An 18,567-nucleotide genomic window follows, 5' to 3' on the forward strand; every position below is an offset into this window, starting at 1 on the left:
AAAACCATGTACTTCGCCGTCCTGACCAACCTCGCCCAAGTCCAGAGCTCCACCGTCCTCGCCGTCGGCATCATGATCGGCCTGGCCGCGCTGGGTGCCGGTCTCGGTCTGGCCATCATGTCCGGTAAGTTCCTGGAATCGGCCGCGCGTCAGCCGGAACTGATTCCGGTGCTGCAGGTCCGCATGTTCATCACCGCCGGCCTGATCGATGCCGCGTTCATCATCTCGGTCGCCGTCGGCCTGCTGCTGGCCTTCGCCAACCCGACCATCGGCGAGTTCGTTGCACGTCTGCCGGCCGTTGCGGGCTGATCCAGCGAAAGCGAAACGATCAGGCGCCTTGTGCGCCTGATCGCGGATGAAGGACGGCTGCGCCGCTTTGGGCGGCGCAACCACCCCATCACCCCAGATTGAGCGAACCCCATGGATATCGGTTTTACCCTCGTTGCCCAGGCACTGGCGTTTGCCGGACTGATCTGGATCATCGCGACCAAGATCTGGCCGCCGTTGATGAACGCCATCGAAGAGCGTCAGCAGAAGATCGCTGAAGGCCTTGCCGCTGCTGACCGCAGCCAGAAAGACCTGGCCCAGGCCCAGGAAAAGGTCAACGATGCACTGAAGGATGCGCGCACCAAGGCCAACGAGATCATCGATCAGGCCCATGCACGCGCCAACCAGATCGTTGATGCCGCCAAGAATGAAGCCATCGTCGAAGCCAACCGCCAGAAAGATCTGGCCTACGCCGAGATCGACGCTGCCGCCAACCGTGCCCGTGAAGATCTGCGCAAGCAGGTGTCCGCGCTGGCCGTAAGCGGTGCCGAAAAGCTGCTCAAGCGCGAAATCGACGCCAACGCCCACAAGGCGCTGCTCGACGAGCTGGCCTCGGAGATCTGATCGATGAGCCAGGCCCTCACGCTTGCACGCCCGTATGCCCGCGCCGCGTTCGCGACCGCGCGCGACGAAGGCACGTTCGCGCCGTGGTCGGACGCGCTTGCGTTCTCCGCCCACGTAGCTGCCGACCCGCGCGTGGCGGCCTTGCTGTCGAACCCGGAACTGGATCGCGGCGATGCCGTCGCGATGCTGGTGCCGGAATCGTCCAGCGAGACCTTCGGTCGCTTCCTGGCCATCCTGGCCGATGCGCACCGTCTGCCGCTGCTGCCGGAAATCGCCGGTATGTATGACCAGCTGCGCGCTGAAGCCGAACACGTGGTCAAGGCCACGGTGACCTCGGCCACCGAATTGTCCGGCGCCGAACTGGACGCCATCAAGGCCGCGCTGCGCAAGCGCTTCGGCGCCGAGGTGGATGTGACGACCGCGGTCGATGCGTCGCTGATCGGCGGTGCCGTGATCGACGCCGGTGATGTGGTCATCGATGGCTCGCTCAAGGGCAAGCTGTCGCGCCTGCAGACCGCGCTCGCTAACTGAATTCATTTAACGTCCGGCGTGATCGCCGGCACTAGGACTTGACGATGGCAACCACGCTCAACCCCTCCGAAATCAGCGAACTGATCAAGAACCGCATCGAGAAGGTCAAGCTGGCCGCGGAATCGCGCAACGAAGGCACCGTGACCAGCGTGTCCGACGGCATCGTGCGCATCTTCGGTCTGGCCGACGTGATGCAGGGCGAAATGATCGAACTGCCGAACAACACCTTCGCACTGGCCCTGAACCTGGAGCGCGACTCGGTCGGCGCCGTGGTGCTGGGTGATTACCAGAACCTGCGCGAAGGCGACGTCGCCAAGACCACCGGTCGCATCCTGGAAGTGCCGGTCGGTCCGGAAATGCTGGGCCGCGTCGTGAACGCGCTCGGCGAGCCGATCGACGGCAAGGGCCCGATCGCGGCCAAGGCCACTGCGCCGGTGGAGCGCGTTGCTCCGGGCGTGATCTGGCGCAAGTCGGTCGACCAGCCGGTGCAGACCGGTTACAAGTCCGTCGACTCGATGATCCCGATCGGCCGCGGCCAGCGCGAGCTGGTCATCGGTGACCGCCAGACCGGCAAGACCGCCCTGGCCATCGATGCGGTGATCAACCAGAAAGAAACCGGCATCAAGTGCGTGTACGTCGCGATCGGCCAGAAGGCGTCGACCGTGGCCAACATCGTGCGCAAGCTGGAAGAGAACGGCGCCCTGGCGCACACCGTGGTGGTCGCTGCGACCGCGTCCGAATCGGCCGCGATGCAGTACATCAGCGCCTACTCGGGCTGCACCATGGGCGAGTACTTCATGGACCGCGGCGAAGACGCGCTGATCGTGTACGACGATCTGTCCAAGCAGGCCGTGGCCTACCGCCAGATCTCGCTGCTGCTGAAGCGTCCGCCGGGCCGTGAAGCCTACCCGGGTGACGTGTTCTACCTGCACTCCCGCCTGCTCGAGCGCGCTGCCCGCGTGTCCGAAGAGTATGTGGAAAAGTTCACCAACGGCGCCGTCAAGGGCAAGACCGGCTCGCTCACCGCGCTGCCGATCATCGAAACCCAGGCCGGTGACGTCTCGGCCTTCGTGCCGACCAACGTGATCTCGATCACCGACGGCCAGATCTTCCTGGAAACCGATCTGTTCAACTCGGGCATCCGCCCGGCCGTGAACGCCGGTATCTCGGTGTCGCGTGTCGGTGGTGCGGCCCAGACCAAGATCATCAAGAAGCTGTCCGGCGGCATCCGTATCTCGCTGGCCCAGTACCGTGAGCTGGCGGCGTTCGCGCAGTTCGCCTCGGATCTGGACGAAGCCACCCGCAAGCAGCTTGAGCGCGGTCAGCGCGTCACCGAGCTGATGAAGCAGAAGCAGTACGCCCCGATGTCCATCGCCAACCAGGCGCTGTCGATCTACGCCGTCAACGAGGGTTACCTCGACGACGTGGCGGTCAACAAGCTGCTGGCGCTGGAAGAAGGTCTGCATGCCCACTTCGCCAACACCCAGGGCGAGCTGATCAACAAGATCAACGCGACCGGCGGCTGGGACAACGATATCGAGGCTGCCTTCAAGAAGGGCATCACCGAGTTCAAGACCACCGGCAGCTGGTAATACCGGTCCTGTAGAGCGGAGCGTTGCTCCGCTGGGCTGAAAGCAGCGGAGCAACGCTCCGCTCTACGTCAAACGCGGGGCCTGTGCCCCGCGCCACGGGAAGAAGAGATGGCAAGCGGACGCGAAATCAAAACCAAGATCAAGAGCGTGCAGAACACCCGCAAGGTGACGCGTGCGCTCGAAATGGTCTCGGCCTCCAAAATCCGCAAAGCGCAGGAGCGGATGAAGACGTCGCGTCCGTATGCGCAGGCGATGAAGCAGGTGATCGGTCACCTGGCCCAGGCCAGCACCGACTACCAGCATCCGTTCCTGGTCCAGCGTGACGAGGTCAAGCGCGTTGGTTACATCGTGGTCTCGTCCGACCGCGGTCTGGCCGGCGGCCTGAACAACAACCTGTTCCGCAAGATGCTGGGCGAAATGCGCCAGTGGCAGGACAAGGGCGCCGACATCGACGTGGTCACCGTCGGCCAGAAAGCCTCGACCTTCTTCCGTCGCGTCAAGGTCAACATGGTCGGCACCGTCACCCACATGGGCGATGTGCCGCACCTGGAACAGCTGATCGGCGTGATCAAGGTGATGCTCGATGCGTTCACCGACGGCAAGGTTGACCGCGTGTACCTGGTCTACAACCGCTTCATCAATACGATGACGCAGAAGGCCAGCTTCGATCAGCTGCTGCCGTTGCCGGCTGCTGAGAAGCAGGTCGCGCATCACGACTGGGACTACCTGTACGAACCCGACGCTGCGACCGTGCTTGAGCACGTGATGACGCGTTACGTCGAGTCGCTGGTGTACCAGGCCGTGCTGGAAAACGTCGCGTCCGAGCATGCAGCCCGCATGGTCGCGATGAAGTCGGCCAGTGACAACGCGAACAAGCTGATCGGAACCCTGCAGCTGGTCTACAACAAGGCCCGCCAGGCAGCGATCACCCAGGAAATCTCCGAAATCGTCGGCGGCGCGGCAGCAGTCTGACGCGCACAGTCAAAGCACACATTAGAGGATTGCAGCAATGAGTCAGGGCAAGATCGTTCAGATCATCGGCGCCGTCGTCGACGTCGAATTCCCCCGCGAGTCGGTGCCGAAGGTGTACCACGCGCTGAAGGTGGACAACACCGAAATCACGCTGGAAGTGCAGCAGCAGCTGGGCGACGGCGTGGTCCGTTGCATCGCGCTGGGCTCCACCGACGGCCTGAAGCGCAACCTGGTCGCCACCAACACCGAACGCGCCATCTCGGTGCCGGTCGGCGCGGGCACGCTGGGCCGCATCATGGACGTGCTGGGTCGCCCGATCGACGAAGCCGGTCCGGTCACCGCCAGTGACACCTGGGAAATCCATCGTTCGGCCCCGTCGTACGAAGACCAGTCCCCGGCCACCGAGCTGCTGGAAACCGGCATCAAGGTCATCGACCTGATGTGCCCGTTCGCCAAGGGCGGCAAGGTCGGCCTGTTCGGCGGCGCCGGCGTCGGCAAGACCGTCAACATGATGGAACTGATCAACAACATCGCCAAGGCGCACAGCGGTCTGTCCGTGTTCGCCGGCGTGGGTGAGCGTACCCGTGAGGGCAACGACTTCTACCACGAGATGAAGGACTCCAACGTCCTGGACAAGGTCGCGATGGTGTACGGCCAGATGAACGAGCCGCCGGGCAACCGTCTGCGCGTCGCCCTGACCGGCCTGACCATGGCCGAGTACTTCCGCGATGAGAAGGACGAAAACGGCAAGGGCAAGGACGTGCTGCTTTTCGTCGACAACATCTACCGCTACACCCTGGCCGGTACCGAAGTGTCGGCACTGCTGGGCCGTATGCCGTCGGCCGTGGGTTACCAGCCGACCCTGGCCGAGGAAATGGGCGTTCTGCAGGAGCGCATCACCTCGACCAAGAACGGCTCGATCACCTCGATCCAGGCCGTCTACGTGCCCGCCGATGACTTGACCGATCCGTCGCCGGCCACCACGTTCGCCCACCTGGATTCGACCGTGACCCTGTCGCGTTCGATCGCCTCGCTGGGTATCTACCCGGCCGTGGATCCGCTCGACTCGACCAGCCGCCAGATGGATCCGCTGGTCATTGGCCACGAGCATTACGACACCGCCCAGCGCGTCCAGCAGACCTTGCAGAAGTACAAGGAGCTGAAGGACATCATCGCCATCCTGGGCATGGACGAACTGTCCGAAGAAGACAAGCAGGCCGTGACCCGCGCCCGTAAGATCGAGCGCTTCTTCAGCCAGCCGTTCCACGTGGCCGAAGTGTTCACCGGTTCGCCGGGCAAGTACGTGTCGCTGAAGGACACCATCCGTGGCTTCAAGGCCATCGTCGATGGCGAATACGACCACCTGCCGGAACAGGCGTTCTACATGGTCGGCAGCATCGAAGAAGCGGTCGAGAAGGCCAAGAAGATGGCTGAAAAGGCCTGATGCGGCGGGGACGGGCGACATGCCCGTCCCGACCCGTCACACGGGGTGGGCGCAGGCCCACCGCTGAGGACATCCTGCGGTGGGCGCGAGCCCGCCCTAAAGCGAGAAGAGTTTCATGAGCACCATCCGTTGCGACATCGTCAGCGCCGAGCAGGAAATCTTCCGTGGTGAGGCGACCCTGGTCGTGGCCACCGGTGAGCTGGGTGAGCTGGGCATCGCGCCCAAGCACGCCCCGCTGATCACCCGTCTGAAGCCGGGCAAGGTGGTGGTGACCACGCCGAGCGGCGAGCAGATCGACTTCGCCATCTCCGGCGGCATTCTCGAAGTGCAGCCGCAGGTCGTGACCGTGCTGGCCGACACCGCGATCCGTGCCCAGGACATCGACGAAGCCTCGGTCCGCAAGGCCAAGGAAGAAGCCGAGCGCATCCTGGCCAACCGTGGTGAAGCAATGGAAGTGGCCGAAGCGCAGCAGCGCCTGGCGGAAGTGTCCGCCCAGCTGCAGGCGCTGGAGCGCCTGCGCAAGAACCTCAAGCACTAAGCGGGGCGGCGCGACGGCGCCATCCGCGAAGGGGAAAACGCCGGCTTGCCGGCGTTTTTTTTTGCCTGCCTCCCGGTACGCCGGATCAGCGGAAGATCAGGCTCCGCATCAGCAGGAATGACAGCCCGGCCAGCCCGCCCTCCACCAACGGTTTGGCCAGCCACGCATAGCGCAGCCCCAGGTGCTCGGCGGCCAGGGTCACCAGCAGCGTGCTGATCGCGGTCAGCACGGCCCACAGCAGCAGGAAGCGCGCAAAGCGTGGCCAGCCCAGACGATGCTCGCCATCGCGGGCAAACGTGTAGCGGCCGTTGAGCCAGAAGCCGAGCAGCATGCCGCTCACGCGCCCCAGCAGGTTGCCGGGTGCCGCTGGCATTCCCAGTGCGGTGCCAGCCACGAACACGGCCCAGTCCAACACCAGCTGGACCAGGCCGACGACGAGATAGCGGCTGCCTTGGCGGAGGAGACTCACGTGTACTCCGGGTGCGGACAATCCCACATGTTAACGAGCGTCGCACTAGAATTCCCATCAACGATACCCGGAACGTGATCTACCCATGACCCAGCCCCTGCACGTGATCATCCTGGCCGCCGGCGCCGGCAAGCGCATGAAGTCGGCCCTGCCCAAGGTGCTGCAGCCGATCGCCGGCCGCCCGATGCTCGCGCACGTCATCGAGACCGCGCGTCAGCTGCAGCCTGAAGCGATCCACGTGGTGTACGGCCATGGCGGCGAAGCGGTGCGGCAGGCATTGGCCGATCAGCCCGATCTGCGCTGGGCGGAGCAGAGCGAGCAGCTGGGCACCGGGCATGCCGTGCTGCAGGCCATGCCGGAAGTGCCGGATGCGGCAACCGTTCTGGTGTTGTACGGCGATGTGCCGTTGATCCGCGGCGAGACGTTGCGCCACCTGTTGTCGCAGCCGGGCCGCTTGGCCGTGCTGGTGGCCGAGGTCGCCGATCCGACGGGCTACGGGCGCATCGTGCGCAATGCCGAGGGCAAGGTCGGGGCGATCGTCGAGCAGAAAGACGCCACCGACGAACAGCGCAGCATCCGGACCATCAATACCGGCATCATCACCGCCGAATCCACGGCACTGCGCCGTTGGTTGTCGCAGCTGTCCAATGCGAACGCGCAGGGCGAGTACTACCTGACCGACATCTTTGCCGCGGCGGCCAGCGATTACACGCCGGCCGAGATGGCGTTCGTGCAGGACCCGCAGGACGCCGAAGGTGCCAACGATCCATGGCAGCTGGCCCAGCTTGAACGCGCCTGGCAGCTGCGCGAAGTGCGTGCGCTGTGCGCGCAGGGCGCACGCGTACTGGACCCGGCACGGCTGGATATCCGTGGCACCGTCACGGTCGGCAGCGACGTGCAGATCGACGTCAACGTGATCCTGGAGGGACGTGTGGTGCTGGGCGATGGCGTCAGCATCGGCGCGTTCACCCGGCTCAAGGATGTTTCCCTGGCCGCGGGCACCGTGGTCAAGCCGCACTGCGATCTGGAGGGCGTGGTCAGCGAAGGTGCGGCAGACATCGGTCCGTTCGCGCGGCTGCGCCCCGGCACCGTGCTGGGGGAGGGCTCGCACGTGGGCAACTTCGTGGAAACCAAGAAAGTCGTGCTCGGTGCCGGCAGCAAGGCCAACCACCTCACCTATCTGGGCGACGCGGTGATCGGCAGCAAGGTCAACATCGGTGCGGGCACCATCACCTGCAACTACGACGGGGTGAACAAGTCGCAGACCACGATCGGCGATCGTGCCTTCATCGGATCCAACAGCTCGCTGGTCGCGCCGGTCGTGATCGGGGAAGGCGCAACCGTCGCCGCTGGCTCGGTGATCACCCGCGGCGCCCCGGCGGACAAGCTGACCGTCGCCCGCGCACGTCAGGAAACCATCGACGGCTGGAAGCGCCCGACGAAGAAGTAGTGCCGGCCGCTGGCCGGCAACCAGGCGATCCCGGGGCCACGACGGTGCCGCCCAGCGGCCGGTCTACCGGGCGTCAGCCGGCAGGAACACCGCCACGCACAGACCGCCCTCGCGGCGGTTCTGCAGCGAAATGCGGCCACCATGCGCTTCGACGATCTCACGGGTCAGCGCCAGGCCGAGCCCGGTGCCGTTGCGCTTGGTCGAATAGAACGGCATCAACGCGTTCTGCAGCACCGCCTCGTTCATGCCCTTGCCGCGATCCAGTACTTCCAGCCGCAGCCACTGGGGCAGGCGGGTCAGGCGGACCTCGACGTCGTCATTCGGCGGCTCGGCCTCGCCACACGCTTCATGGGCATTCTTGAGCAGGTTCAGCAGCGCCTGCCCGAGCTGGGCGATGTCCACGCGGCTCTGCAGATCGTCGGGTACCTCGGCCATCCGGAACGGAATCTGGTGCTGCAGCCCGCCCAGGAACAGGTTCCACTGTACGGTCTGCAACTGCGGCTGTGGCAGCTTGGCGAACCGCGCATAGCCGCGGATGAAGCCTTCCAGATGACGCGCGCGCTCCTCGATGGTGGCGAACACCTCTTCCAGCCGCTCGGTCTTGCCGCGCCGGACCAGCTCGCCACCGGAATGCGCCAGCGAGGCGATCGGGGCCAGCGAATTGTTCAACTCGTGGCTGATCACCCGGATCACCTTCTTCCAGGTCTGCACTTCCTGGCGGCGCAGTTCGGCGGTCAGCAGGCGGATCAACAGCAGATCGTGCGGGCGGCCGTTGAGATGGAAGTTGCGGCGTGACAGGTGATAGATCTGCTCGTCGTCCTCATCGCGCTCATCGTCGCTGTCCTGGCCTTCGCCACGCACCGCGAAGAGGCTGTCGCCCCCGCGGGCGATGGCGTCGCGCAGCTCGATCGGCATCGTCGCCATGACGTCGTCCATGCGCTGGCCCTCCAGCTTCCAACCGTTGTGCAGCAACTTGCGCGCCGCCAGGTTGGAAAACACCACGCGCTGCACGCCGTCGCCCCCGTGCGCCAGCAACAGCATCGATACCGGCGTGTTCTGCACCATGGTGTCCAGCAGCAGCTCGCGCTGGACCAGGTCCTGGCGCTGCGCACGCAGCACGTCGCCGAGTTCGCGGTGGGCCTGGACCAGATCGCCCAGCTCATCATTGGAGGGCCAATAGATGCCGAAGTTGTATTCACCGTCGCGGTAGCTGCTGGTGGTGCCGGACAGGGCGCGCAGCAACGAGCGGATCGGTGCGGTCGCGCGGCGCAGGCTCCACCACATCAGCGCCAGCAGCACGACAACCGAAATGCAGGTGACCGCCCAACCATGGTCCAGCCAGAACGCCAGATACCACGGGAATGCAGCTGCCAGTGCCAGGACCGGCAGCAGCCGCAGGAACAGCCGGAAGGTGAACGAGCGCCGCTTCATTCGCGCGGGATGCCGTAACGGTCCATGCGCCGGTACAGCGCCTGGCGGCTGAGCCCGAGTTCGGCAGCGGTCTGGGCAATGATGCCGTGGTTATGCGCCAGTGCGGTTTCGATCCGGCTGCGGTCCGGGTCCACGGCCGGGCTGGCCGCGCGCGGGGCCGCGGCGCGCGGCAGGTTGAGATCGCCTGCCTCGATGCGCGGTCCCGTCGCGAACAGTTGGGCGCGCTGCAGCACGTTGCGCAGCTCGCGCACATTGCCCGGCCAGGCATGCCGCTGAAGCGCGGTGGCCGCCGCGGTGGACAATGGCTTGCCAGTGTCCAGGAAGCGTTCGGCCAGCGGCAGGATGTCGCCGGGGCGGTCGGCCAAGGCCGGCAGCGCCAGCTCGACAGTGTTGAGGCGGTAGTACAGATCCTCGCGGAACTGGCCATCGCGGATCATCGTGGGCAGATCGGCGTTGGTCGCGCTGATGACGCGGACCTTCACCTGCCGCTCGCGGTTGGAACCCAGCCGTTCGAAACGGCCGGTTTCCAGCACGCGCAGCAGTTTCATCTGTCCACTGGCAGAGAGATTGCCGATCTCATCCAGGAACAGGGTGCCGCCATCGGCGGCCTCGAACTTGCCTTCGCGTGCCTTGTTGGCACCGGTGTAGGCACCGGCCTCGGCACCGAACAATTCCGCCTCGATCAGCTCGGACGGAATCGCGCCGCAGTTGAGCGCGACGAACGGCCCCTTGGCCACCAGCGAGTTGGCCTGGATGATCTCGGCGATCTTCTCCTTGCCCGCGCCGTTGGGGCCGGTGATCAGCACCGGCAGTGCCGAGCGTGCCACCTGGCAGGCCAGGTTGACCACGCGCTCGCTGGCCGGATCGGCCACCACGGCACCGCGCAGATCGTAGCGGGCCTCCAGCGCCGAGCGATCGCGTTGCTCGCGGTCGCGGCGGCGGTCCAGTTCGCGGCGGGTTTCGGAGAGCTCCAGCAGGTTGTTGACCGTGATCAGCAGCTTGCGGTCGTCCCATGGCTTGGCCAGGTAGTCCGCCGCGCCCGCCTTGACCAGATCGACCGCGCTGCTCAGATGTGTCCAGGCGGTCAACAGGATCACCGGCAGGTCCGGATGACGTGCACGGATCTGCTGGAACAGGGCTTCGCCTTCTTCGCCGGAGGTGGTGTCCTCGGTGAAGTTCATGTCCTGGATCACCAGATCCACCGGCTGTTGTTCCAGCAGCGCCAGCCCCTGCTCGGGCGAGAGCGCGTGCAGGGTATCGATGTCGTGCAGCGAGAACAGCACGTCGAGTGCGGTGCCGACGCTGGCGTTGTCGTCAATGATCAGGATCGAGGGCATGCGGCAACGTAGGACCGGAAGTGGAATCAAGAGTACCGGAGCGCCGGGCCAAGGGGCAGATGGCCCGGCGTGGCAGGCCTCAGCCGCCGGCGCGTGGCGGCGTTGCGGGCTGGGGGATGGGCGGTGTCTCGACCGCCAGCACCTCGCTCCAGGCGGCGGTGTCGACATCCACGGTCACCTGGTCGCCCTTGCGCAGCACGACGACGGGCACCCGGGTGGCCTTGTTGCCAACCAGCGCATGGGTGAGGTCGGCCATGCGCCGGACGGGCTGGCCATCCACGCGCAGGATCCGGTCGCCGCTGCGCACACCGAAGTAGCTGCTCGGTTCGGTGGTGGTGACGCGCACGATGCCATCCCGGGCATCCACCACCAGATGGTGGCCGGCGTCACGCCACTCCAGGCGTGCGGTATCGGTCTGGGTGGCGGCCAGCGCAGGTGCGCTGGCCAGCAGGAGGGACAACAACAGGGTCGTGATCCTGGTCTTGGTCTTGGTATTGGTCTGGCGCATTTCAGGCACTCCGGGTGGCAACGGCAGGGGGGACGGCGGCGGCGCGACGGGCCGGGCCGAAGACAGCGATCTGGCCCAGCAGCCACAGCAGTACCGCGCCGATCGGCAGGTAACTGATGGGCATGCGTGGCAGCTCGTAGTTGTTCATCAGCCACAGATTGATCGTGTAGGCCATCAACATGCCCAACACGATCCCAACCGTGGCCAACAGGAAGTTCTCGGTCTGGAAGTAGCGCAGGATCTGGCTGCGGGTCGCGCCCAGCGCCCGGCGGATGCCGATCTGCTTGGTGCGCTGCTGCACCCAGAAGCTGGCCAGACCAACGATGCCCAGTGCCGTCACCACCAGCAGGGCAACGCACACGGTGATCAGCAGGCCGACCATGGCGCGGTCGTTGGCGAAGTACTTCCTGCGCTGTTCCTCGTAGGTGGATTTGCCGCGGATCAGCCGGCTCGAATCGACACGTTCCAGTGCCGTCACTGCTGCCTTGATCACCTCGTCCCGACGCGCGGGATCGGTGACACGGATCAGGTAGAAGCCTTCGTCGTAGGTCGCCCGCAACGGCAGCATGATCGAATACTGGATGTCGCCGCCAACCGGGTTCGGGCGGGCCAGCACCTTGACGATGCCGACGATGCGCAGCGGCATGGAACCGCTGTAGACCGTCTTGCCCAAGGCATCACCGCCGGGGAACATCTTGTCGGCAATCGCCTTGGTGACGATGATCGCCGAGCCCGTTTTTTCGGCGTTCTCGTCGGTCAGGGCATCCGCTGCGTCGCGGTATTCGTCGCTCTGGAAATCACGGCCGGCGATCAGCTCCACGCCCAGTGTCTCCAGCGCGCCTTCGCGGGCGAAGTACTGGGAGGTGCTCAGCGTCGAGCGTTCCTGGTTGGGGGTCAGCCCCAGGCCCGTGTTCCAGGAGCTGTTGCGGAACGGAATCTGGTTCAACGTCACGGCACTCTTGACGCCCGGAATGGCCTGCAACGCCGCCAGGTCTTCGCGGGTGCGCGCGGCCGCATTGACCTGGGTGCCGATGCCGCCCAGGCGGACTTCGATCAGTTCGGTCTCGGCGATGCCGCTGGGCTGGTTGATCTTCTCGATGCGCTGCCCGATCAGGAACAGCGCATTGCAGACGATGGCGCAGGTCAGGGCGATCTCGAGCACGATCAGCGACGCGGCGGTTTTATGCCGGCGCAGGGTGGAGAGGATGGGACGGATATCCATGGTGTGCTCCGGATCCTTACTGCGATTTGAGTTGGATGGCGGGCGCGACCTGCATGGCGCGCAGCGCCGGCAGGAAACCGGCCAACAGGCTGGCGACCAAGGTCAGCGCGAAGGTCATCAGCAGCATCTGCCCATCCAGCGTGGCCAGCTTGGCGTAGTCCACCGGTTGCTGGCGCACCGCGTACAGTCCCAGCATCGCGAGCACCAGGCCGAGCAGGCCGCCGGCCAGGCCGACCGTACCGGCCTCGATGAGCGACTGCAGGAAGATCTGGCCGCGGCTGGCACCCAGCGCCCGGCGCACGCCGATCTCGCCGCTGCGGCGCAGGAACTTGGCCAGCAGCAGGCCCACGGTATTGATCAGGCAGACCAGCAGGAAGCCCATCGCCAACCACAGCTGCAGGCGCACGTCACCGGGGACCACCTTCTTGTAGTCCAGCCACTCCATGACATTGCGCAGACGGACGTTGTTGGGACGCTCGAAGCGGCCGGCCGCACGCTGCTGGTCGGAGTAGTTCTCCAGGTAGCGGCGGTACTCCGCAGCTTGCCCGGCGTTCTCCAGCTCCACCCAGTACTGGATCCAGGTGCAGCTGGCGGTCGGGCCGGTCGGATCGGGTTCGTTGCGGCGGCCGAAGCAGTCCATGCTGCCGCTGCGGTCGAACTTCAGCTCGATGGCCGTGGTGAAGGGAACGAACACATCTTCGCTGTCGCCATAGCGACCGGTGTTGAGATCGTAGAAGTGCGGGTTGGGGTGCCACTCGTCCAGAACGCCCACCACGGTCATCGTGTTGCCATTGATGCGCAGTGACTTGCCGACGCTGTTGGCGCCATCGAACAGCTTCTGGTTGAGTGTCTTCGTGATCACCGCGACCCTGCCGCGGCCCTCGTCATCGGATTCCTTCCAGCCCTGGCCGTACTGGAACGGGGTATCGAACATCGGGAAGAAGTCGCCCGAGGTGTAGCGAGAATCCGTGACGAACGGACGCAGCGTGCTGCTGTCCGGCTCGATGGTGACGCCGCCACCGGTCATCATCGCCTGGCGCTTGGCATGTTTCTCGCTCAGCAGTCTGGTGGCATCGAAGCGGGTCAACTGGTCGGCCGGTTCTTCGCCAGGCTGATAGCCAAGCGCCGACTGTGGATCAATCTGCACGCTGAAGAGCCGGTCGCTCTTCTGCGGAATCGGATCACCGGACAGCACGTGGAACACGGTCAGCGTGGTCATCGACGCGCCGATGCCCAGCGCGATGGCGATCACCATCAGCGCGGTCAGCACCTTGTTGCGCCGGAAGCTGCGCAGGGCCAGTCGGAAGTAGTAAGCGATCATGGCCGGCCTCAGTCGTTGGCGATGGCAGCGGCAACCGCGGGGCGCGGCGTGGAAAGCACCGGGTCGCGCAGCAGGTCGGTGACCTGGCCGTCGACGATGTGCACGTTGCGCTTGGCACGGGCGGCCAATTCGGGATCGTGGGTCACCATCACGATCGTGGTGCCCTTGGCATTGATTTCTTCCAGCAGCTCCATGACGCCACGGGCCATCTGGCTGTCCAGGTTGCCGGTCGGTTCATCGGCCAGCAGCAGGCGCGGGCTGCCCGCCAGCGCCCGCGCGATCGCGGCGCGCTGCTGCTGACCACCGGAGAGTTCGGCCGGGTAATGCTTCATGCGCGAGCCCAGGCCCACCTGGGCCAGCGCGTGCTCGATGCGCTCCTTGCGCTCGGCAGCGGGCATGCCGCGGTAGCGCAGCGGCACATCGACGTTGTCGAACAGGTTCAGATCGGAGATCAGGTTGAAGCCCTGGAAGATGAAGCCGATCTTCTGGTTGCGCAGGCGGCTGCGCGCGTCATCGCCGAGCTGGCTGACGTCCTGGCCATCGAGCAGGTAGGTGCCGCTGGTGAAGGTCTCCAGCAGGCCGGCGATGTTGAGGAAGGTGGTCTTGCCCGAACCGGACGGACCGGTCACGGCGACGAACTCGCCTTCGCGGACATGCAGGTCCAGCGACCGCAGGGCGTGGGTTTCCACCTGTTCGGTGCGGAAGACTTTGGCGACCGAGCGCATTTCAAGCATGGCTGTTTTCCTTTGAAAGTCGAGAGGATCGAAAGGGACTGAATCAGTTGATGGAGACGCGCTCGGCATCGCCGAACAGATCACTGCCGGACACCACGACGCGATCGCCGGGCTGCAGGCCAGAGAGGATTTCCACTTCGCCCAGGCTGCTCACACCGAGCTTGACCGGGCGACGGACCGCACTGCTGCCGTCCATGACGTAGGCGTAGCCGTTGCCCTGTTCGACGAACGGGCCGCGTTCGATCTTGAGTGCGTTGCGGCGGGTATCGAGCAGCACGCGGGCCTGCATCCGCTGGCTCTGGCGCAGGCCCTGCGGCTGCTTGTCGGCGAAACGGATGCGGGCATTGACCTCGCCGGCGACCACTTCCGGGGAGACGGCGGAAATCTCGCCGGCGAACTGGCCGCTGCCGCCGGTCAGCTGCGCAGGCATGCCGATCGTCAGCTCGCGGGCGAAACTCTCCGGCACCTTGATCTCGATCTCGAAGCGCGACAGGTCGACCACGCCCAGGATTGGCGCATTGGCGACCACGTTGGTGTGCTGGGTCGCCTGCACCTGGCCGACCTGGCCATCGAACGGCGCACGCAGCGTGAGGGCGTCGACCTGGCGCTCGACCTCGGTCACCACCGCACGCTGGCGGTCGGCGAGCAGGCGCTTGTTGCGCGCATCGAGGTCGGCGCCCTGGGCCTTGAGCAGGGCGTCCTTGCGGGCATGTTCGAGCTGGATGTCGCTCTTCTTGACCGTGTCTTCGGCCTTGGCGACATCGACCTGCGGCACCGCGCCCCCATCGAAGCCACGCTTGTAGCGTTCCAGATCGCGCACGGCCGCCTGGCGTTCGATCACCGCCTGGTCGGTATCCTTCTGGGCCGTGGCGCGCGCCAGGGTCGCATCCAGGGTGGCGCGGCTCGCCTCGGCCTGCAGACCGGCCAGGGTGGCCTGTTCCTGGGCCAGCTTGCTGCGCAGTTCGGGGCTGTCGATCACGGCCAGTTCCTGGCCCTGCTTGACCACGTCACCGGCCACCACCTTCAGGTTCACGTTGCCGGCGGAGATCGCATACAGCACCGGGTTGTTGGCCGCGATCACGCGACCGTCCGCGGCGATGTCGCGGACCATGTCACCGCGGGTGACCTCGGCGATGCGGACGCGGGCGCTGTCGAAGGAGCGGCTGGCCCCGAGCCAGGCACGGGCGGCGAAGCCGATCGCCAGCAGCACGACCAGCGCGGCGACCGCCGGCCACAGCCAGCGCTTCCACGGGGCGGGCGCGGCATGCGAGGAAAGGGTCTGGTCCTGGGCGGAAGTGTCGCGGATCATGGGGCTCGTTCGCGGTTGGGTTGTGAAGTACCAAAGCAGACTTCGTGCCAACTTTTCACCCTTTGAAAACAAGGGGTTGCGATCGGGGTGGCGTGTCCGCGTGTCCGCGGACACCGGACCGGACACTTTCGTTAAGCCGACAGCGCCCAAGCCGCCGGGGCGGCCACGCTAGAATGCGAGCCTAACCAGCAGGGATCTGAATCTATGTGCGGCATTGTGGGAGCGATCGCGCATCGCGACGTGGTACCGGTACTCATCGAAGGCCTGAAGCGACTGGAATACCGGGGCTACGACTCGTCGGGCATTGCCGTGATCGACACCACTGCCGCCGAAGCTGACGTCCGCCGTGTGCGCCGCACCGGCCGCGTGGCCGAGATGGAGAAGGCCGCCACGAGCGAAGGCTTCCAGTCGCTGCTCGGGATCGGCCACACCCGCTGGGCCACCCACGGTGGCGTGACCGAGGCCAATGCGCACCCGCACATCAGCCACGGCGTGGCGCTGGTGCACAACGGCATCATCGAGAACCACGAAGAACAGCGCGAGAAGCTGCGCGGGTTGGGCTACACCTTCGAGTCGCAGACCGACACCGAAGTGATCGCGCACCTGATGCACCATCACCTCAAGGAAGGCGACAGCCTGCTGTCCGCGCTGCAGCGCACGGTCAAGGAACTGACTGGCGCCTACGCGCTGGCGGTGATGAGTCGTGCCGAGCCGGATCACTTCGTGTGTGCGCGCATGGGCTGCCCGCTGCTGATCGGCGTGGGCGAGGGCGAGAACTTCGTCGCCTCCGACGTCTCGGCGATCCTCCAGGCCACCCGCTCGGTGATCTTCCTGGAAGAGGGCGATACCGCCGATATCCGCCGCGATGGCGTGCAGGTGTATGACGAGCACAACCAGCCGATCGTGCGTGACGTGCACCTGTCCGATGTGTCGCTGGCCTCGCTGGAGCTGGGCCCGTACCGCCACTTCATGCAGAAGGAAATCCACGAGCAGCCGCGCGCGCTGGGCGACACCATCGAAGCGGCGATCGATGCCGGCGGTTTCCCGGCCACCCTGTTCGGCAAGAATGCCGAGGGCGTTCTGTCGGATATCGAAGGCGTGCAGATTCTTGCCTGCGGTACCAGCTATTACGCCGGGCTGACCGCGCGCTACTGGATCGAGGCAATCGCCGGGCTGCCGTGCAGCGTCGAGATCGCCAGCGAATACCGCTATCGCGCGGCCTACGCGAATCCCAAGCACCTGATCGTCACCATCTCCCAGTCCGGCGAAACGCTGGATACGATGGAGGCGCTCAAGTACGCCAAGTCGCTCGGCCACCTGCACACGCTCTCGATCTGCAACGTTCCCGAGAGCGCGATCCCGCGTGCCAGTGAACTGGTCTGCTACACCCGTGCCGGTGCCGAGATCGGTGTCGCGTCGACCAAGGCCTTCACTACCCAGCTGGCCGCGCTGTTCCAGCTCACCGTGGTGCTGGGCAAGCTGCATGGCCGCATCGATGCCGCCCAGGAAGCGGACTACCTGGAACAGCTGCGCTTCCTGCCGGGCAGCGTGCAGCATGCGCTGAACATGGAGCCGCAGATCGCCGCGTGGGCCGAGCGCTTCGCGCGCAGGAACAGCGCGTTGTTCCTGGGCCGTGGGCTGCATTACCCGATCGCGCTGGAAGGCGCGCTCAAGCTCAAGGAAATCTCGTACATCCACGCCGAGGCCTATCCGGCCGGCGAGCTCAAGCATGGCCCGCTGGCGTTGGTGGATGAAGAGATGCCGGTGGTGGTGATCGCCCCGAACGACAGCCTGCTGGAAAAGGTCAAATCCAACATGCAGGAAGTGCGTGCCCGCGGCGGTGAGCTGTTCGTGTTCGCCGACCAGGACAGCAACTTCGTCGAGTCCGAAGGCGTGCATGTGATCCGGACGCCGCGCCATGCCGGTGTGCTGAGCCCGATCGTGCATACGATTCCCGTGCAGCTGTTGGCCTATCACACCGCGCTGGCCCGCGGGACAGACGTGGACAAGCCGCGCAACCTGGCAAAGAGCGTGACGGTGGAGTGATGTGTCCGCCGCCGAGGCGGCGCTGACGCGTATCGAGGGTGGTCCTGCGGGGCCACCCTTTTTTTGTGCGCCACCCATGGGGTGGCTCTACGCGGCCGTCGGCACTGGAACTTTAGTCGTGCCCTGCGGCGGCATTCAGCGACGGTTTTACCGGCGGTGCCATTCTCAGGGTCGTCCCCCGCTTCCACGACGAACCGTCCCAGATTTGCAAACTCTTGGGCCAGGGTGCGGACGTAGAATCGAATGACCGAGGACCGCGTGGCGATGCCACCGACCTCGCTGCAACCAGGCGCATCTCTCGACTTCAGTAACCTGCACCAGGAAACAAGAATGAACGTCCGCGAACTCCTGCAATCCAAGAAAGAAGCCATCGTCACCATCGATGTGGAAGACACCATCGGTGCCGCGGCCCACAAGATGAGCGCGCACAAGATCGCCGCCCTCGTGGTGATGAAAGACGATGCACCGGTGCGTATCGTGTCCGAGAAGGACATCGTGCGCAGCCTTGCGGAAGATGGTCCCCAGGCGGGCAGGCGGGTCATTTCGACGCTGCCGTCGGCAGGGCTGGAAGGCATCGGTCCCGACGCGAGCCTCAAGCAGGCGATGGCGCTGATGACGTACTCCCGCCATCGTCATCTGATGGTGACCGAAGGCGCCACGCTGGTCGGCATCCTGAGCCTGGGCGATATCGTGAAGAATCTGCTCAGTGAGCTGGAGCTGGAAAAGGCGGTCCTGCAGGACATCTACATGGCGGCGCACTGACGCTGCCCTA

At 65.5% G+C, this 18,567-nt stretch carries 18 protein-coding genes; 10 read left to right on the top strand and 8 right to left on the bottom strand.

What is annotated here, in order from left to right:
* Nucleotides 1-6 precede the first annotated feature (6 nt).
* The 7 genes from atpE to ABE483_RS09965 all read left to right on the top strand — a co-directional run bounded on the left by atpE (nt 7) and on the right by ABE483_RS09965 (nt 5,968).
* Complete coding sequence (atpE, locus tag ABE483_RS09935; RefSeq protein ID WP_088433762.1) at nt 7-309, top strand: F0F1 ATP synthase subunit C; 303 nt, start codon at nt 7-9, stop codon at nt 307-309.
* 111 nt (nt 310-420) lie between these two features.
* Entirely contained in the window at nt 421-891 is a 471-nt protein-coding gene (locus ABE483_RS09940; RefSeq protein WP_088433763.1) for a F0F1 ATP synthase subunit B, read from the top strand.
* 3 nt (nt 892-894) lie between these two features.
* Nucleotides 895-1,422 (top strand): F0F1 ATP synthase subunit delta, encoded by a 528-nt coding sequence (locus ABE483_RS09945; RefSeq protein WP_088433764.1) that lies wholly within the window; start codon nt 895-897, stop codon nt 1,420-1,422.
* 44 nt (nt 1,423-1,466) lie between these two features.
* Nucleotides 1,467-3,014 (top strand): F0F1 ATP synthase subunit alpha, encoded by a 1,548-nt coding sequence (gene atpA / locus ABE483_RS09950; RefSeq protein WP_346481603.1) that lies wholly within the window; start codon nt 1,467-1,469, stop codon nt 3,012-3,014.
* Nucleotides 3,015-3,122: 108 nt separating this feature from the next.
* Nucleotides 3,123-3,986: a F0F1 ATP synthase subunit gamma gene (gene atpG / locus ABE483_RS09955; RefSeq protein WP_176988116.1), complete on the top strand. Its 864-nt coding sequence runs from the start codon at nt 3,123-3,125 to the stop codon at nt 3,984-3,986.
* A 37-nt stretch (nt 3,987-4,023) separates the two neighbouring features.
* Nucleotides 4,024-5,430 carry a F0F1 ATP synthase subunit beta gene (atpD, locus tag ABE483_RS09960; protein WP_313209101.1) on the top strand — a complete coding sequence of 469 codons (1,407 nt, stop codon included), beginning with the start codon at nt 4,024-4,026 and terminating at the stop codon, nt 5,428-5,430.
* A gap of 115 nt (nt 5,431-5,545) precedes the next feature.
* Entirely contained in the window at nt 5,546-5,968 is a 423-nt protein-coding gene (locus ABE483_RS09965) for a F0F1 ATP synthase subunit epsilon (RefSeq protein WP_019183637.1), read from the top strand.
* An 85-nt stretch (nt 5,969-6,053) separates the two neighbouring features.
* Here ABE483_RS09965 and ABE483_RS09970 read toward each other — a convergent pair whose 3' ends face one another.
* Nucleotides 6,054-6,437: a GtrA family protein gene (locus ABE483_RS09970; RefSeq protein ID WP_346481604.1), complete on the bottom strand. Its 384-nt coding sequence runs from the start codon at nt 6,435-6,437 to the stop codon at nt 6,054-6,056.
* A gap of 85 nt (nt 6,438-6,522) precedes the next feature.
* Between ABE483_RS09970 and glmU the strand changes: the two genes are divergently transcribed.
* A complete protein-coding gene (gene glmU, locus ABE483_RS09975; RefSeq protein ID WP_313209103.1) occupies nt 6,523-7,887 on the top strand; it encodes a bifunctional UDP-N-acetylglucosamine diphosphorylase/glucosamine-1-phosphate N-acetyltransferase GlmU in 1,365 nt (454 codons plus the stop codon).
* A 63-nt stretch (nt 7,888-7,950) separates the two neighbouring features.
* Here the strand turns inward: glmU and ABE483_RS09980 are convergent, their stop codons facing one another.
* The 7 genes from ABE483_RS09980 to ABE483_RS10010 form a co-directional block, all read right to left on the bottom strand.
* Entirely contained in the window at nt 7,951-9,318 is a 1,368-nt protein-coding gene (locus ABE483_RS09980; RefSeq protein ID WP_313209104.1) for an ATP-binding protein, read from the bottom strand.
* Complete coding sequence (locus ABE483_RS09985; RefSeq protein ID WP_313209105.1) at nt 9,315-10,655, bottom strand: sigma-54 dependent transcriptional regulator; 1,341 nt, start codon at nt 10,653-10,655, stop codon at nt 9,315-9,317. Before ABE483_RS09985 ends, ABE483_RS09980 begins: the two co-directional genes overlap by 4 nt.
* A gap of 79 nt (nt 10,656-10,734) precedes the next feature.
* Complete coding sequence (locus ABE483_RS09990) at nt 10,735-11,163, bottom strand: PDZ domain-containing protein (protein WP_313219538.1); 429 nt, start codon at nt 11,161-11,163, stop codon at nt 10,735-10,737.
* A 1-nt stretch (nt 11,164) separates the two neighbouring features.
* Nucleotides 11,165-12,385, bottom strand: a complete 1,221-nt coding sequence (locus tag ABE483_RS09995; RefSeq protein ID WP_313219539.1) for an FtsX-like permease family protein — start codon at nt 12,383-12,385, stop codon at nt 11,165-11,167.
* A gap of 16 nt (nt 12,386-12,401) precedes the next feature.
* On the bottom strand, nt 12,402-13,706 hold the full coding sequence (locus ABE483_RS10000) for an ABC transporter permease (protein ID WP_313209108.1): 1,305 nt from the start codon (nt 13,704-13,706) through the stop codon (nt 12,402-12,404).
* Between the two features lie 8 nt (nt 13,707-13,714).
* Nucleotides 13,715-14,440, bottom strand: coding sequence for an ABC transporter ATP-binding protein (locus ABE483_RS10005; RefSeq protein ID WP_176988123.1), 726 nt, complete (start codon nt 14,438-14,440; stop codon nt 13,715-13,717).
* A 43-nt stretch (nt 14,441-14,483) separates the two neighbouring features.
* On the bottom strand, nt 14,484-15,749 hold the full coding sequence (locus ABE483_RS10010; protein WP_346481605.1) for an efflux RND transporter periplasmic adaptor subunit: 1,266 nt from the start codon (nt 15,747-15,749) through the stop codon (nt 14,484-14,486).
* A gap of 204 nt (nt 15,750-15,953) precedes the next feature.
* Between ABE483_RS10010 and glmS the strand changes: the two genes are divergently transcribed.
* Together glmS and ABE483_RS10020 are read left to right on the top strand one after the other, a co-directional pair.
* Nucleotides 15,954-17,795, top strand: coding sequence for a glutamine--fructose-6-phosphate transaminase (isomerizing) (gene glmS / locus ABE483_RS10015; protein ID WP_346481606.1), 1,842 nt, complete (start codon nt 15,954-15,956; stop codon nt 17,793-17,795).
* Between the two features lie 330 nt (nt 17,796-18,125).
* Nucleotides 18,126-18,557, top strand: a complete 432-nt coding sequence (locus tag ABE483_RS10020; protein WP_176988126.1) for a CBS domain-containing protein — start codon at nt 18,126-18,128, stop codon at nt 18,555-18,557.
* Nucleotides 18,558-18,567 lie beyond the last annotated feature (10 nt).

It is taken from the genome of Stenotrophomonas sp. TWI602 (genome assembly GCF_039674045.1).
In the GTDB taxonomy this organism is placed as follows: domain Bacteria; phylum Pseudomonadota; class Gammaproteobacteria; order Xanthomonadales; family Xanthomonadaceae; genus Stenotrophomonas.

Coding starts and splice junctions, on each gene's coding strand:
- atpE (WP_088433762.1), top strand. CDS start 7: ATGTACTTCGCCGTCCTGACCAACCTCGCCCAAGTCCAGAGCTCCACC.
- ABE483_RS09940 (WP_088433763.1), top strand. CDS start 421: ATGGATATCGGTTTTACCCTCGTTGCCCAGGCACTGGCGTTTGCCGGA.
- ABE483_RS09945 (WP_088433764.1), top strand. CDS start 895: ATGAGCCAGGCCCTCACGCTTGCACGCCCGTATGCCCGCGCCGCGTTC.
- atpA (WP_346481603.1), top strand. CDS start 1,467: ATGGCAACCACGCTCAACCCCTCCGAAATCAGCGAACTGATCAAGAAC.
- atpG (WP_176988116.1), top strand. CDS start 3,123: ATGGCAAGCGGACGCGAAATCAAAACCAAGATCAAGAGCGTGCAGAAC.
- atpD (WP_313209101.1), top strand. CDS start 4,024: ATGAGTCAGGGCAAGATCGTTCAGATCATCGGCGCCGTCGTCGACGTC.
- ABE483_RS09965 (WP_019183637.1), top strand. CDS start 5,546: ATGAGCACCATCCGTTGCGACATCGTCAGCGCCGAGCAGGAAATCTTC.
- glmU (WP_313209103.1), top strand. CDS start 6,523: ATGACCCAGCCCCTGCACGTGATCATCCTGGCCGCCGGCGCCGGCAAG.
- ABE483_RS09980 (WP_313209104.1), bottom strand. CDS start 9,318: ATGAAGCGGCGCTCGTTCACCTTCCGGCTGTTCCTGCGGCTGCTGCCG.
- ABE483_RS09985 (WP_313209105.1), bottom strand. CDS start 10,655: ATGCCCTCGATCCTGATCATTGACGACAACGCCAGCGTCGGCACCGCA.
- ABE483_RS09990 (WP_313219538.1), bottom strand. CDS start 11,163: ATGCGCCAGACCAATACCAAGACCAAGACCAGGATCACGACCCTGTTG.
- ABE483_RS09995 (WP_313219539.1), bottom strand. CDS start 12,385: ATGGATATCCGTCCCATCCTCTCCACCCTGCGCCGGCATAAAACCGCC.
- ABE483_RS10000 (WP_313209108.1), bottom strand. CDS start 13,706: ATGATCGCTTACTACTTCCGACTGGCCCTGCGCAGCTTCCGGCGCAAC.
- ABE483_RS10005 (WP_176988123.1), bottom strand. CDS start 14,440: ATGCTTGAAATGCGCTCGGTCGCCAAAGTCTTCCGCACCGAACAGGTG.
- ABE483_RS10010 (WP_346481605.1), bottom strand. CDS start 15,749: ATGATCCGCGACACTTCCGCCCAGGACCAGACCCTTTCCTCGCATGCC.
- glmS (WP_346481606.1), top strand. CDS start 15,954: ATGTGCGGCATTGTGGGAGCGATCGCGCATCGCGACGTGGTACCGGTA.
- ABE483_RS10020 (WP_176988126.1), top strand. CDS start 18,126: ATGAACGTCCGCGAACTCCTGCAATCCAAGAAAGAAGCCATCGTCACC.